17 protein-coding genes are annotated in these 13,132 nt (G+C 39.0%); 8 read left to right on the forward strand and 9 right to left on the reverse strand.

Annotated elements, in window-relative coordinates; translation table 11 throughout:
* Positions 1–306 precede the first annotated feature (306 nt).
* The 5 genes from V7K32_RS06590 (at position 307) to V7K32_RS06610 (ending at position 3,226) form a co-directional block, all read left to right on the forward strand.
* Complete coding sequence (locus tag V7K32_RS06590) at positions 307–924, forward strand: hypothetical protein (protein ID WP_334991398.1); 618 nt, start codon at positions 307–309, stop codon at positions 922–924.
* Positions 925–944: 20 nt separating this feature from the next.
* Complete coding sequence (locus V7K32_RS06595) at positions 945–1,325, forward strand: hypothetical protein (RefSeq protein ID WP_334991400.1); 381 nt, start codon at positions 945–947, stop codon at positions 1,323–1,325.
* Between the two features lie 129 nt (positions 1,326–1,454).
* Positions 1,455–1,835, forward strand: a complete 381-nt coding sequence (locus V7K32_RS06600) for a hypothetical protein (RefSeq protein ID WP_334991402.1) — start codon at positions 1,455–1,457, stop codon at positions 1,833–1,835.
* A 60-nt stretch (positions 1,836–1,895) separates the two neighbouring features.
* Positions 1,896–2,339, forward strand: coding sequence for a hypothetical protein (locus V7K32_RS06605; RefSeq protein WP_334991404.1), 444 nt, complete (start codon positions 1,896–1,898; stop codon positions 2,337–2,339).
* 707 nt (positions 2,340–3,046) lie between these two features.
* Positions 3,047–3,226 carry a replication restart DNA helicase PriA gene (locus V7K32_RS06610; RefSeq protein ID WP_334991406.1) on the forward strand — a complete coding sequence of 60 codons (180 nt, stop codon included), beginning with the start codon at positions 3,047–3,049 and terminating at the stop codon, positions 3,224–3,226.
* A gap of 77 nt (positions 3,227–3,303) precedes the next feature.
* Here the strand turns inward: V7K32_RS06610 and V7K32_RS06615 are convergent, their stop codons facing one another.
* The 8 genes from V7K32_RS06615 to lgt form a co-directional block, all read right to left on the reverse strand.
* Positions 3,304–3,774, reverse strand: coding sequence for a hypothetical protein (locus V7K32_RS06615; RefSeq protein ID WP_334991408.1), 471 nt, complete (start codon positions 3,772–3,774; stop codon positions 3,304–3,306).
* A 157-nt stretch (positions 3,775–3,931) separates the two neighbouring features.
* Positions 3,932–5,026, reverse strand: coding sequence for a 23S rRNA (adenine(2503)-C(2))-methyltransferase RlmN (gene rlmN / locus V7K32_RS06620; protein WP_334991410.1), 1,095 nt, complete (start codon positions 5,024–5,026; stop codon positions 3,932–3,934).
* 291 nt (positions 5,027–5,317) lie between these two features.
* Positions 5,318–6,742, reverse strand: a complete 1,425-nt coding sequence (locus V7K32_RS06625; RefSeq protein ID WP_334991412.1) for an ATP-binding protein — start codon at positions 6,740–6,742, stop codon at positions 5,318–5,320.
* Positions 6,743–6,749: 7 nt separating this feature from the next.
* Positions 6,750–7,301: a heme NO-binding domain-containing protein gene (locus tag V7K32_RS06630; protein WP_334991414.1), complete on the reverse strand. Its 552-nt coding sequence runs from the start codon at positions 7,299–7,301 to the stop codon at positions 6,750–6,752.
* A 407-nt stretch (positions 7,302–7,708) separates the two neighbouring features.
* On the reverse strand, positions 7,709–8,062 hold the full coding sequence (locus tag V7K32_RS06635; RefSeq protein WP_334991416.1) for a phenylpyruvate tautomerase MIF-related protein: 354 nt from the start codon (positions 8,060–8,062) through the stop codon (positions 7,709–7,711).
* 238 nt (positions 8,063–8,300) lie between these two features.
* Entirely contained in the window at positions 8,301–8,741 is a 441-nt protein-coding gene (locus V7K32_RS06640; RefSeq protein ID WP_334991417.1) for a hypothetical protein, read from the reverse strand.
* Positions 8,742–8,763: 22 nt separating this feature from the next.
* A complete protein-coding gene (cobM, locus tag V7K32_RS06645) occupies positions 8,764–9,582 on the reverse strand; it encodes a precorrin-4 C(11)-methyltransferase (RefSeq protein WP_334991419.1) in 819 nt (272 codons plus the stop codon).
* Positions 9,583–9,772: 190 nt separating this feature from the next.
* Positions 9,773–10,648, reverse strand: a complete 876-nt coding sequence (lgt, locus tag V7K32_RS06650) for a prolipoprotein diacylglyceryl transferase (protein ID WP_334991421.1) — start codon at positions 10,646–10,648, stop codon at positions 9,773–9,775.
* 402 nt (positions 10,649–11,050) lie between these two features.
* On the opposite strand from lgt, the gene coaD reads away from it, so the two are divergent.
* From coaD to V7K32_RS06665, 3 genes are all read left to right on the forward strand, one after another.
* Positions 11,051–11,602: a pantetheine-phosphate adenylyltransferase gene (coaD, locus tag V7K32_RS06655; RefSeq protein WP_334991423.1), complete on the forward strand. Its 552-nt coding sequence runs from the start codon at positions 11,051–11,053 to the stop codon at positions 11,600–11,602.
* Positions 11,512–12,180 (forward strand): DivIVA domain-containing protein, encoded by a 669-nt coding sequence (locus V7K32_RS06660; RefSeq protein ID WP_334991425.1) that lies wholly within the window; start codon positions 11,512–11,514, stop codon positions 12,178–12,180. The genes coaD and V7K32_RS06660 overlap by 91 nt, the downstream gene beginning before the upstream one ends.
* A gap of 150 nt (positions 12,181–12,330) precedes the next feature.
* The gene (locus tag V7K32_RS06665) at positions 12,331–12,657 is read left to right on the forward strand and encodes a Ycf66 family protein (protein ID WP_334991427.1); all 327 of its coding nucleotides are present in this window, start codon (positions 12,331–12,333) and stop codon (positions 12,655–12,657) included.
* Between the two features lie 104 nt (positions 12,658–12,761).
* Here the strand turns inward: V7K32_RS06665 and V7K32_RS06670 are convergent, their stop codons facing one another.
* Positions 12,762–12,953, reverse strand: coding sequence for a DUF6887 family protein (locus tag V7K32_RS06670; RefSeq protein ID WP_334991429.1), 192 nt, complete (start codon positions 12,951–12,953; stop codon positions 12,762–12,764).
* Positions 12,954–13,132: the final 179 nt, after the last annotated feature.

Genomic DNA, 13,132 nt, shown 5'->3' on the forward strand with positions numbered 1-13,132 from the left:
TGATGAATAACGAACAGCAAAAGTTCAGAAACCTCAACACTTTAAAGAGTAAATACAGTGACGGATACTACAAATAGTAATAATATTCATTATTGTTTTAATGAGGTAAAGCATCCAATTAGTAAACCAAGTAGACCAGCGTAAAAATTTGTCGTTGGGATAAGGCACGAAGTAGGAGGTAGGAGGCAAGAAGAAAGACAATTTTTATTGAATTTATCTTTCTTAACAGAGTTTGGTTTTATTCTGCCAACTTACTTAACCCATGACTCTTAACATCCTTCTTTTGCAATATCTAAAAAACTTCAAATGTTTAAAAAAGCTCTACGACTATTTACTAACCATTCCTTACTATGTCTACTCGGAGTAGTTAGCATAAATCTCCAAGCCCAAGCACAATCTGTCACTAACTCTGTTAATTCTCAATCTCAGCCTAATCAACAGCAGACTCTTGATAATCAACAACGGAACTCTGCTGCAATTAATCAAACAGGAGTTTACAACCTTGGTGAATCGGCTACTTATAAGATTCAAGGGGTAGCTGGAATAAATGTTGTGTGTCCGCGGCCATCTTTAATATTAGGGACTTCTTTGAGTTCCTATGACGGGATTAGTTTATCTAATAACGCCTCTTATGCTATGAATGCTGCTATAGTTTTCCCTCTGGGTGGAAGCTTAGAGAGTACTTGCAAGCAAATGGCTGAAACTATTTCTCGTAAGACTCAATATGATGTAGAGATTATCAATGCTCGGGCCTGTGCTGAATTAATCAGTGCTGGTATCCAACTAAGCCCCGACAGCTTTCCTACTATTTCTGCTGTCTGTAAAGGGGTTGCTATAAACAGAACTAATACAAATGAACCTAACAAACTTCGCAGGTTCCAGTCTCAAGAATTACCTAAAAATGAGACTGAAAAAGATAACTAATTCACAATGAGGATAAAATCATGAAAAAAGTTCTTGCTTTGGCTATTCTTGCTAGCTTCTTAGCTACCCCTGCTTTTGCTGGTGAAACATTTGTGCGTGACGAAAATTCATGGAGTAACAGCGTAACAAAAACCGATTTAACACTTGATTCTAAGACTTTTTCCCAACGTAACGAAAAATATGGTTCTTGGGCTGAAAAGGATTACGTCGATGGTGGTATTGATATCAGCCCACCTACTAGTGGTACAGAAATTTCCTTTGATAAATTTACCAATAATACAGCAGGTAGTGAGCTATATGGTAAATATAGTGAAACTAATTGGACTAATGTTGGTGGAACTATTAATACTCTAACTAACTCATATACTAATGCTCATGAAACCAGCGCAGGTGTTCGTTAGTTATTAATAGTTTTTAATGCAATTTTAAAGTATTATAGGGTGGTTAATCCACCCTATTATTTCTTTTAGTTACTTTGGAAAAATTAGTTTTTCTGAAAAAGCTAACTAATTTATAATGAGGACAAAGTAATGAAAAAAGTTCTCGGTTTAGTTATTCTTGCTACTTTGTTTGCTACCCCTGCTAAAGCAGGTGAAACTTTTGTTTTGAACCAGTGGACAATTCAGCAGAGCAGAACAGACACTAGTTTAAATATCGATAATGTAACCAACTCAACTCGCACCCAAGATTACAACTCTTCGTCTAATAATATTTATATTGATGGTAAGGTTCAAACCGAATACAACAATGGTAAAGTCAGAAAAGTTTTTAAAGATTTTACTATTCAGAATGCTGGGACTGAACTAAATGGTAGTTTTTCTGAAGAGACGACAGCTAGAGTTTGGGGTACGATCAATACTATCACGAATTCATACACCAGCACCAACGAAAGTAGTGCAGGGATTCGTTAATTATTACCCGAATTGATATTATTGGAGAAAATTGTAGGGTGGTTATTCCACTCTTTTTTTATGAAATATTCAATATTATTAGCTGTTGCTTTCTTGGCATGGATTGCATTTATCTATTCTCATAGAGTTTTTTATATCAATCAAATGCCTCCCTTTTTTATGAACTCTATGTTTAAAGTATTTAATCAAAATACTAATGAAAATATACCGATTAAACAGATAAATTTGTCATCTGAAATCAGGGAAAATTTATATGACTCTATATCTACAGGCATGTCTTATGATGAAGTTCGTTCTATTCTAGGCTGGGATGGTATCTTGATTTATGAAAACAATATCGATTCTGCTGATGGACAAATCCATGAAAAGATTTATCAGTGGAACAATCAAGATGTTTATTTGACTGATTACGAATCTCAAAGAGAAGATATCGATCTATACTGGAGTGTGACACTTAGATTTCAAAACGATATCCTGATCAATAAAGCATCCTTTAACCTATAACCTTAGAGGAGCGATGTCTACGACGGGCTATTCGGCGTCGCATCGCTGATTGATGGTATTCAGTAACGGTTCACCATTGACCCATTGCTAAAAATCTTCTTGCATCAAAATCCAGTCGCCAATTTTATCCCTAGTAATCCTGGAAGAACGCAACCCCCCAACCCTACAAGAGTTGGGGGTTAGGTTTTGATTACTAACCAATCGATGGCGCAGAAATCGCACACCAAGAGAATGCGAGCGAAAAAAGCCGTTGCTTTAGAAGTTTACTAGTTTTAATCAAATTAGCTCACTACAATTTAATCTCATAAATCTTGCCAGCAAATATTAACTAAATCTTAAGAGAGATATTTTGTGACTAAATATACAGTATTTTTCGTGATTTAATTTTTGAATACAAGAACGGCTTTTTTTCTATTTGTCTGAAGTGACTAGGAATATGTCTCTCTCAAGGTATTCGCTATAGGGATCAGTAAATCTCTAAGCAGTATTTAATTAAAAAACAATTTATGTATCTAAAGTAGGAGGGTAAGATAACCTAAATTTTAGGATAATATACAAAGATATGGTAAATATTTCAAATCTGAAATTTTGTTTAAAATAGTCTGTCAATATTAAGACAGTTTGTTAAATTGGGTCAAATCAAAATTTTTGCTAGTTTCACTGGCATTTTTCTCAAATAAAAAATATTTACAACCAGGGGTTTTAAAATGCAGACAGTACAAAAAATTTACTGCCCAAATTGCGGCTGCCAAGCAGAACGTTATTACATTTATGATAGTCAATTAACTCGAACACAATGTGCTAGTTGTGATTATTTGATGATTAGTTGTACTCGCACTGGCAAAGTGATTGAGGCTTACGCCCCAGGTATTTATGCACAGCGCTAGTAATTAAAAATTATAAATTAGAGAAAGTTTTCTCTAATTTATAATAATAAAGTTACTTATCAACAATTTTGAGCATTTCACAGCTTGTTCTTTTGTTGTCGGAGTTGTTGCTGTCGGATCTGTTCTTGTAATCTCAATTGTTGTTCTTGTCTAATTTGTTGATCTTGTCTGAATTGTTGCTGTTGTATTCTGAGTTGTTGCTGTCGTGTAAAATCTTGCTGTTGTTGTGTAAATTGTTGCTGTTGTAGTCTCAGTTGTTGCTGGCGGATCAGTTCTTGCTGTTGTTGTGTAAATTGTTGCTGTTGTAGTCTGAGTTGTTGTTGTAGCTGTGGTTGCTGAAACTGTTGCCGAAGCAATGTTTCCTTAAATTGCTCTTGTGTTTGCTGAGTTTGCTCCTCTTGTTGTTGTCTGATTCTTTCTTGAAAAGACTCAGGTTGCTGAGGATTTATCTGAATTATTTGTGCAGAGGCAGGAGAATTAATTGATAAAGCTTTTGCAAGCACAATCAATAGTAGGCATGCCTTAACCATTAATAAGCGATTCAACATACAGTTATTTCCTCAATTGTTAAAAGTTGAGTTTAGCGATCGCTAAACCCAAAAAACGACTGAAGTCCTTACTACAAACTCGATTACAATAAATTTACATTACTTAATATAGTTTGATTTATTCCCACAGACTTACTTAAAATTGACTACAAGAGGTTTAATTCTTACTTGCTCTGAGTTGTCCACAAGCAGCATCAGCTTCTAAACCACGGGAATAACGCACACTAACAGCAGTATTTTGTTGCTTAAGGACGTTGACAAATGCTTGAATGCGATCGCGGTTGGGGCGTTTGTAATCTACTTCTTGAATAGGGTTATAAGGAATCAAATTCACATGACTTTGAAATCCTCGCATACATTTTGACAGTTCCAATGCGTGTTCTGGTAAATCGTTGACACCAGCCAGGAGAACATATTCAAAAGTAACGCGGCGTCCAGTAATTTCTACATATTCTCGACATTCAGCCAGCAAATCTTCTAGAGGATAGGCGCGGGCGCTGGGGATGAGTTTTTCCCGTAGTGCTTGGTTGGGTGCGTGGAGACTAACAGCAAGCGTGATTTGCAAATTGTTTTGCGCGAACTCACGAATGCGATCGCGGATACCAACTGTAGATACTGTAAGCGATCGCTGCCCAATACCAACATCTTGATTCAGGCATTTCAGCGCTGCTAGGACATTCTCAGTATTCAACAACGGTTCACCTAGTCCCATAAACACCACATTGCTAACCCGTTGCTGAAAATCTTCTTGCACAGTTAACACCTGATCGATAATTTCATGCCGTGCTAGGTTGCGCTTGTAGCCTCCCTTACCAGTAGCGCAGAAATCACACGCCATTGGGCAACCCACCTGAGTAGAGACGCAAACTGTCAAACGGGATTTTGGCCCATCTCCGGCTTCTGCAAAGGTGGGGATGCCAACAGTTTCAATAATTTGATCGTCAGCTAATCGTAAAAGATATTTGACTGTGCCATCGGGTGCCACAGAGCGGTAATGTAAAATTGAGCGCCCAATGGGGACTTCTGCTACTTCTTTGCGCCATTGTTTAGAGAAGACAGAAATATCAGCTAGCGATCGCACTCCTTTATCATAAATCCATTCATGCAGTTGCTTTCCTCTGTAAGCAGGTTGTCCCTGCTGCTGCACCCAAGTAGTTAACTCGGCAACCGAAGCACCTAGTAAAGGGGGAGTTAATTCTGATTTTTTGGCGTTGAGTGAGTCAACCTGAGATGCAAGAGGTGTAGCAGACATAACGAATCATAAATTGATGCTGGATCTCTATCCTACACCTGCTAAATCAATTTGGTCTTGACTCTGTAGGTCTAAGCCGCGCCGCCTCCGGTGATAAGTCAGGATGAATTATGTACGAATATAGGAATTTATGGGTAGAGTATTAGGGACTTCAAAATAAAAAAATACTCAACTACTTTTTGTGGGGTGGGCGTCTCGCCCGCCCATAAATCAGGGCGGGCGAGACGCCCACCCCACAATATTGGGTAATTTATTTATTGGAAGTCCTTTATGAATTCTGACTCGTTTTATTTACGTTTCTACCGATTGCATCTGTCTAAGGGGAATCTCAATAATAAACTCTGCTCCCTGTCCAGGTGCAGATATACACTGGATTTGTCCACCATGCTTTTTTACTACTATTTGATAGCTGATAGATAATCCTAAACCTGTGCCTTGTCCTACGGGTTTAGTTGTAAAAAAAGGATCAAATAATTTAGCCTTTACCTCCTCCGTCATTCCTAAACCATTATCTTTAATAGCGATCGTCACGCGCTGTTGATTTTTCACTTGTGTACGGATGGTAATGCAATTATATTGTTTTATAATTCCTTGTTTTGCTTGCTCATTTTCGTGCTGGCGCATAGCATCAATCGCATTACTTAAAATATTCATAAATACCTGATTTATTTGACCTGCATAACATTCAACAAGAGGCAAATCACCATATTCTTTAATAATTTCAATAGACTTATAATCTAACTTTTCCTTAAGACTATGTTGTAAAATTAATAATGTGCTATCAATACCTTGATGAATATCAACTGATTTCATCTCAGCTTCATCAAGTCGTGAAAAATTGCGTAAATTTAGTACAATTTCGTATATTCGAGTGGCTCCGACTTGTACTGAAGAGAGAATTTTTGTTATATCCTCTATAATATAGTTTATGTCATTCTTATTAGAGAGCGCTTCAATTTTTGGGTGACGTTGAGGATAAACCTCTTGGTAAAGATGAATTAAACTAAGTAAATGCTGAGTGTATTCTTTAAGATATTTAAGGTTGCCATAGATAAAATTTACTGGGTTATTAATTTCGTGGGCAATACCAGCAACTAATTGACCAAGACTAGACATTTTTTCAGTTTGAATCAGTTGAGATTGAGTCTCTTGTAATTCATGAAGAGTGTTTTCTAACTGTTGCGCTTGTGTTTCGGCAGTGTGAGCCAGAAGTTCTTGAACTTGCAACGAATTCTTTAGCTGCACCTGTCGCTTCATCAGTTCATCTGTTAAGTTCTGAATATCCTCCAAAGCGGTGTTTTTAGCTTTGAGTAAAAAAATCAAGTCAATAGTTTGGTCATGAGTTGCAAAGTCTGTCAGCTTCAGATCGCAGTTAGCTAAAGTATCTGTGTTATTTACCCAAATCGAGCAAAGAAAAAACATAATATCCTGCTCTTGAACATACATCATTTGCCCTTTGAGAATTATGCCATTATGCAGGGATTTAAACAAAAACAAAGAGTTAATTCGCTTGGCGATCGCAGTAAAATTAATCTGAATTTTGGGACGCAGAATCTGGAATTGCTGCTCAATTAAACTGTTTACTAAAGCTTCTCGGTGAATACGTTGTAAAACCTCTCCAACCTGTATAATTTTTAGTTCCCGATTGAATACAATATGAAATGGAAAGGCTTTAGTAAACAAATATGGTGGTAGACTCAATTGAGGAGAGTTCATTACTTCTTCAATTAGGTTTATACTCAATCAAGAAAACATCATGCTCGGCTCCCTCTTCTCGATTTTGAGTTTGGGTAACGTTAACTTCTGTGTTAAACCTCGTCCCTAAACCCTTTACTAAGCCAACAACCATTGGAGCTAGTCCTTCACGGCTAGAATGATAGTGCAATTCCAGGGTATTTTCTTCCTCTTCAGCACACTCAAAGGAAGGGGGACGATATTGGGGAAAATTTACGCTCAGACGAGTATGAAGATCGTCCAAATTATCCAAGAATTCGGGTAGGTTATTACCCCCCATGTCTAATATTAGGTCATAGCCTGCTTTGCCAGTATACTGTATCCAGTATTCACCAAAGGCTTGCATAATTTCTGCGCTAGACAGACCAACAACCTCACTTGTCGCCTTCACTAGTTTGTGAGTTAAATCATCAGGATAGGATTCCATTCTCAAGAAATCATCTATCTGTACTTCAGCTTTCTGTTTAATCGTCTGCCAAGTTTCTTCACCAAAGCGATCGCATACCATATCCTGAATTGCTTTATTTATTAAACCGTACATAAGTTTGTCCTATAGATATCGTGTATTTTATGTTCATAAGATTCTGTCAAGTTATCAAATTAATGTTCTTCCTCTGTTCGATATCAGTTTTCCCTTGTGTGCAATAAGCTAAGACGCATTTAATTTTTCAAGCTGAAAACCTTACAGCAAGGCTTCCAGACTGCAAAAAGGAGAATTTAGATGCGCGACAGTTTATAACCGTTTTGAGAAAAGGGGTTAGTGGTTTAGCCTAGTGTATTCCATCCACCTAAAAATGGCTGTAATTTAGAATGGAGAAGGAGTAAAAAGTTAAAATTTAATGGAAAATAGTCAACAGTCAAGAGTTCTTTCTCCTGTGCGCCGTTGCTCTCTTTTACTCCTCTTATTTAACTTTGTCTGCTGGTAAATGAAGCGATTTTGCTCTCGAATTAACCAAAAGTTGAGCCGTTCCAGCCCCACATTGCACCCTTGGAGTCTGCAAACTCGATGTAAATCCGATTTTTAGGTACACCTAGAGTTTGGTTAATCTGCTGGCAAAAATCCTGACTCATTGCTGCGGTTTGGTCTGGCTTCATCGTGCCAATACTCTTAATTTCGATGTAGCAAACCGGGTCTGTATTTCCCGCAAAGGTCATAGGAACTTCTGGCTCAAAAGCAGTCATTACATAAGATTCTGGTTTTCCCAAATGTTTTGCTAACTTGGCTGATAGGTTTAAAAGCATCGACTCAATTTCAGCTTGAGGAGGAGCAGATACAGAAGTTTGCACTTTAATTAATGGCATAGTACCGAATTGAGATTTTTAATTTTATTAACACTGTTAAGTTTACCGAACCGCAGAGGTATAGAGTAGACCTCTTGCAAAAGTCCCTAACACCCCACCCCCAACCCCCTCATCGCTTGCGGGGAGGGGGCTATGATCTAACTCATTTGATTAGGAAAATCATAGATACATCTTGGTCATTTTCACCCGGAATGGCCTTTTTCCACAGCCAGCTTAGTTAATATTCTAAAAGCTTTTGCTAATAAGAATTTAAGCGTATTTTTTCCCTAGTTGGAGTTTTTTTAATACTACTGCCAATAACGCTAACGTTAAAGGTTATACCTGGCTTTTTAGGCAACCATCCTATTTGCATAGCTTGTTTTATCCATAACGCTACGTCTTTTGGTGTGACTGCGGTTATTTCATACCTTTGCTCAATTCTCCAAGCCCGAACCTCTCCTGATCCATCTTGAAGTTGTATTGGCACAAGTTCGCTATTAATGAGGCTGTAACCTTGTGGATGAAGCCTATCAGTAAGAATCGCTAATACTGAGCCAGCCTCAGTAGCGTGTTCTACTACAACATGGAGATGTCCATCAGCATAGTCTGCTTGTAGGTTGGTAGCTTGTCTTCGGATTAGCCAGATGAATGGTTCTCCATCAACTATTATTTTTCTTGTACCTTTTTTCGGTATTGACATCTCTGTTGCTATATTTCTTGGACTACTCTGAGCGAAATAGATGACTATGTTCGGGATGATATAAACGCGATCGCCTTTTTACTGTCGAGGCTGTCGAAAGGGCTGGACTGATTATATAAAGTGTAGTGCGAATTAGTTTTTCTTTCTGAGTACATTCCGCCATTTCATTCAGGGGGACAACCTTAATTTTTTCATCGGGCCATCCGATGCGAAAGCAAATTGCAATGGGGGTTTCGGCTGGATAATGTTCGAGTAGTTTAGCTTGGGCATTTTCGACGTGACGCGCACTGAGATATAAACAAAGGCTAGCCTGATGCGCTGCAAGAGTGGCTAATTCTTCAGTAGCGGGGACTTCTGTACGTCCACTGATGCGGGTCAAAATAATGGTTTGGACTAAACCGGGGACAGTCAACTCTACTTTGAGTTTGGCAGCTGCGGCTTGAAAGGCGCTGATACCGGGGATGACTTCAAAAGGGATATTTGCCTCAGCGAGGAGGTGCATTTGCTCGTGGATGGCGCTGTAGAGACTAGGATCGCCAGAATGGAGACGGACTAGAGATTTGTGTTGCGATCGCACCCGATCTATCATAATCGGCAAAATCTCTTCTAAAGTCTGATTCGCAGTTCTAATTATCTCCGCATCTTCTCGGCAAAGTTCTAAAATCTGTTCGGGTATTAAAGAATCAGCAAATAAAATCACATCAGCAACAGCCAGTAATTTCTGCGCCTTCACCGTCAATAAATCAGGATCTCCAGGACCTGCTCCCACAATGTACACAGATGATTCTATGGGATATAGTGTTTTTTCATAACTTAGATTTTCACTTTTAGAAGAAGACACAGCAATCCCTCAAAAACTTTTTTGATATTTTCTCAGTATCTTTCCGGATTCACCCTCTTTCCCTAGTAGAGAGTAATGGTAGATGCACCCTGGTTAAGCCCTAGAGAATACTCTGGGGCATTTTTTATTTTTTGGGCATTGGTTATTAATTCTTGTCCTTCACTCCCTCAGTTCCCACTCCCTCATTCCCTCATCTCCCCATCTCCCCATCTCCTTTAGGCGTAGGAACTACATCGGGTAAAGGGCGTTTGAGTAAGTAAAGCCAAGCTAATCCAAGTAATCCAAATAAAATTCCTAGACTACTGACTACTTGTGCCATCCTTAACGGGCCTAGCATCAAGCTATCAGTGCGGAAACCTTCAATCCACAAGCGTCCTAAGCTGTAGGCTGGCCAGTAAACTAGAAACAGCGTGCCTACTTTCAAACGTGGCTTACCGGACAAAGACCGGAAAAACAAAGTTATTAGTAGCGCAAACACCCCTAAATCCCACAGAGATTCATAGAGGAAGGTGGGATGGAAGTAATCGAAGCTCGCATACTCAAGAGGACGATGATCTGGTGGAATATACAGCTTCCAGGGTAAATTTGTGGGATCGCCAAAAGCTTCAGAATTAAAGAAATTGCCCCAACGTCCGATCGCTTGCCCTAAAATCAGCGAAGGCGCTACTAAATCTGCCAGTTGCCAAAAAGAAACCTGCTTGATTTTAGCAAAGATTAACGCAGCCAAAACGCCACCCAGAATTGCTCCATGAATGGCAATACCTCCTTCCCAAATAGCAAAGATTTTTTCTGGAGTTGGGGCATATTTTGACCACTCAAAAAAAACGTAATATAGCCGTGCGCCAGGAATCGCCCCAATCAACAACCAAAAGAATAAATCGCCTAACAACTCAGGATTAACATTACGGCGCTTTGCCAATTCCTGGGAAAGGATTACGCCAATTAACACTGCTGTGGCAATCAATAAGCCATACCAGCGAATACTGAGTGGTCCTAATTTCACCAGAATCGGTCCTGGAGAAGTAAATTGAAACGCCAAGGGCAAGGTGGAAAAATCCAGTGCCATGAAAAATTACCTAGAATAGTTCGTTAACTACCCGCGCACTTTGCTAAGTACGGAGTTTTTTGGGTGTCGAATGCTGAAAATGTACTTAAGTACTCCACAATTTCGTGGGGACACAAATAGAATCCAGCATCCATATTTAGGAGTTTATAGCGGTTTTGTTCAACCTCACCCCCAACCCCTCTCCTTAACAAGGAGAGGGGAGCGTAAGTTTAATCAAATGCCGGGGTGAGGTTTCGACTATATTGCACCGCTATAGTTTCTAACACCTAGTTGAGCATAACTTGTACCAGCAAAACAATTGAGTTTAACATCCTTACTCAGAGCGCAAGATGGTAAATTTGAGTAAGTTACACAAAAGAGTTTCGATATAATCACCTAAACAACTTTGATATATCTAAAATTGTGATTGCTATTTATCCTGGTAGCTTCGACCCCATCACCTTGGGACACCTTGACCTCATCGGGCGCGGTAGTCGGCTGTTTGAGCGGGTAATTGTCGCTGTACTGCGGAACCCTAATAAAATGCCACTTTTTAGTGTGGAGCAACGGCTAAATCAAATCAGTCTTTCTACACAACATCTACCTAATATAGAAGTAGACAGCTTTGATGGTCTTACCGTCAACTATGCTCAAATGCGACAAGCACAAGTTTTGATCCGGGGTTTACGGGCTGTGTCAGATTTTGAAGTGGAACTACAAATGGCTCACACCAATAAAACTCTATCTACCCAAATAGAAACAGTTTTTCTTGCAACCTCAAATGAGTATAGTTTTTTAAGTAGTAGTGTGGTAAAAGAGATTGCAAGGTTTGGTGGCTCTATCGATCATCTCGTTCCCCCACACATTGCCCTAGATATATACCAATGCTACAATCAGAACTCTCCAATGTTGAACCCAATCTCAACGGAAGCAATCCCCCACCTCAAGAGCATCTCGGTGGAGAGGGAAGCATAGATATTCAGGAGGAACTCAACCGCCTAGAGGAAATGGTTCTCTCTAGTTTCAGGATTCCTCTGACGGGACGCACTCTCATAGATGAAGAAAAGCTGCTAGATCAGCTTGATTACATCCGGCTGGCTTTACCATCGCTTTTTCAAGAAGCAGCAGCTATCCTCAACCAAAAGGACGAAATTCTGCTGGAAGCGGAAGAGTATGGACAGCAGGTTGTTGAGGCCGCGCAAGCAAAAAGAGCGCAAATTTTAGCTGAAAGCGATATTATTCAACAGGCCGAACAAGAAGCTGAACAACTGCGGCGACAAGTGCAACAAGAGTGTGAGGCAATAATGCAAGAAACCCTCGCCGAAATTGAGCGTAAGCGGTATGCTTGTCAGCAAGAGTTAGAGCAAATGAGGCAAACTGCGATCGCTCAGGCTCAAGATATTGAAGATGGTGCTGATGCTTATGCTGATGGCATCCTGGAAAATATTGAACAGGATCTCAAGCAGATGTTGCGAATTATCACCAACGGACGACAACAATTGCAAATTGATAACCTCACCCAGCGCAATTCACCTCCAGGTAAGAAAAAATAGAGGTTCTAACGAAAGATGGGAAAAAATTATCGGTTGGGTTTCGCTGTTGCTTAACCCAACAATTTTTATAAATAAAGACTTTTGCTTTTCTATACCTAACTGGTCATATATTTAAAATTGTGCCTTGGAATTAAACAGGATTTTTCAAAAATGCTTACTTTGGCTCAAGTTAACTTTGGAGGAAATTCGGCTAGTAGACTGGGACTAATTTATTTGCTTTTAAGAGTAGTTTACTTGATTTTTATGGTATTTTGGCTAGTCAAATATGGAGCAAGACTTACGAGTTGGGCTTTAGCACTTTATATTATCCAAGCGATATTTACACCAATTATAATGTTATTGTGTGGGTTTATTTTAACTTTCCAAGGTTGGCGATTAGATCCAATTCTTCAGTTTGAGCAACTTTTATTGAGCTTATTAATTATTTACCTACTTATCAAAGATATTGTAATTAATGCAGTTTACAGGAATAGATAATTTTAGAATTGAGATAATTTAATTAATAAAATTAGTCTTTAAAATTCAGAAAAATGGGTATTGGATACTAGAAAAATTACTTAATCCCCAGTCCCTAGTATCCTTCACTGCGATCGCGTTTGGTTAATTCGCTTTTGCAATTCGGCTTCAATTTCTTCATCTGTGCTGCAAAACACTTTTGGACGTTGCTCTAATCTATACATGAGAATGTGGAAGGCTTCTACATCTTTGGGATGGTAGCGAACCCAGTCTCGCAACTCTTCATCAGTCATCGCTTGGTAGTTAAAATCTGTCATAAAAATATTATGGTGTAAAGGTTTGTAAATAATTAGCGTAGTTTCCGGAAGTAAAACTGAATCCTAAATAGGTACGTGGTTTTACCACGCGCAATATGATTGATTAAAGGAGCATTATAATGAGCACTTTCGGTTCGATATTTGTCGCTCAGGACAATAATTTTACTGTCGTTGATGGC

The sequence above is a fragment of the Nostoc sp. genome, assembly GCF_036917635.1.
In the GTDB taxonomy this organism is placed as follows: Bacteria; Cyanobacteriota; Cyanobacteriia; order Cyanobacteriales; family Nostocaceae; genus Nostoc.

Coding starts and splice junctions, on each gene's coding strand:
- V7K32_RS06635 (WP_334991416.1), bottom strand. CDS start 8,062: ATGCCATTAATTAAAGTGCAAACTTCTGTATCTGCTCCTCCTCAAGCT.
- V7K32_RS06660 (WP_334991425.1), top strand. CDS start 11,512: ATGCTACAATCAGAACTCTCCAATGTTGAACCCAATCTCAACGGAAGC.
- V7K32_RS06590 (WP_334991398.1), top strand. CDS start 307: ATGTTTAAAAAAGCTCTACGACTATTTACTAACCATTCCTTACTATGT.
- V7K32_RS06625 (WP_334991412.1), bottom strand. CDS start 6,742: ATGAACTCTCCTCAATTGAGTCTACCACCATATTTGTTTACTAAAGCC.
- V7K32_RS06630 (WP_334991414.1), bottom strand. CDS start 7,301: ATGTACGGTTTAATAAATAAAGCAATTCAGGATATGGTATGCGATCGC.
- V7K32_RS06665 (WP_334991427.1), top strand. CDS start 12,331: ATGCTTACTTTGGCTCAAGTTAACTTTGGAGGAAATTCGGCTAGTAGA.
- V7K32_RS06605 (WP_334991404.1), top strand. CDS start 1,896: ATGAAATATTCAATATTATTAGCTGTTGCTTTCTTGGCATGGATTGCA.
- V7K32_RS06615 (WP_334991408.1), bottom strand. CDS start 3,774: ATGTTGAATCGCTTATTAATGGTTAAGGCATGCCTACTATTGATTGTG.
- V7K32_RS06670 (WP_334991429.1), bottom strand. CDS start 12,953: ATGACAGATTTTAACTACCAAGCGATGACTGATGAAGAGTTGCGAGAC.
- lgt (WP_334991421.1), bottom strand. CDS start 10,648: ATGGCACTGGATTTTTCCACCTTGCCCTTGGCGTTTCAATTTACTTCT.
- V7K32_RS06610 (WP_334991406.1), top strand. CDS start 3,047: ATGCAGACAGTACAAAAAATTTACTGCCCAAATTGCGGCTGCCAAGCA.
- rlmN (WP_334991410.1), bottom strand. CDS start 5,026: ATGTCTGCTACACCTCTTGCATCTCAGGTTGACTCACTCAACGCCAAA.
- V7K32_RS06595 (WP_334991400.1), top strand. CDS start 945: ATGAAAAAAGTTCTTGCTTTGGCTATTCTTGCTAGCTTCTTAGCTACC.
- V7K32_RS06640 (WP_334991417.1), bottom strand. CDS start 8,741: ATGTCAATACCGAAAAAAGGTACAAGAAAAATAATAGTTGATGGAGAA.
- V7K32_RS06600 (WP_334991402.1), top strand. CDS start 1,455: ATGAAAAAAGTTCTCGGTTTAGTTATTCTTGCTACTTTGTTTGCTACC.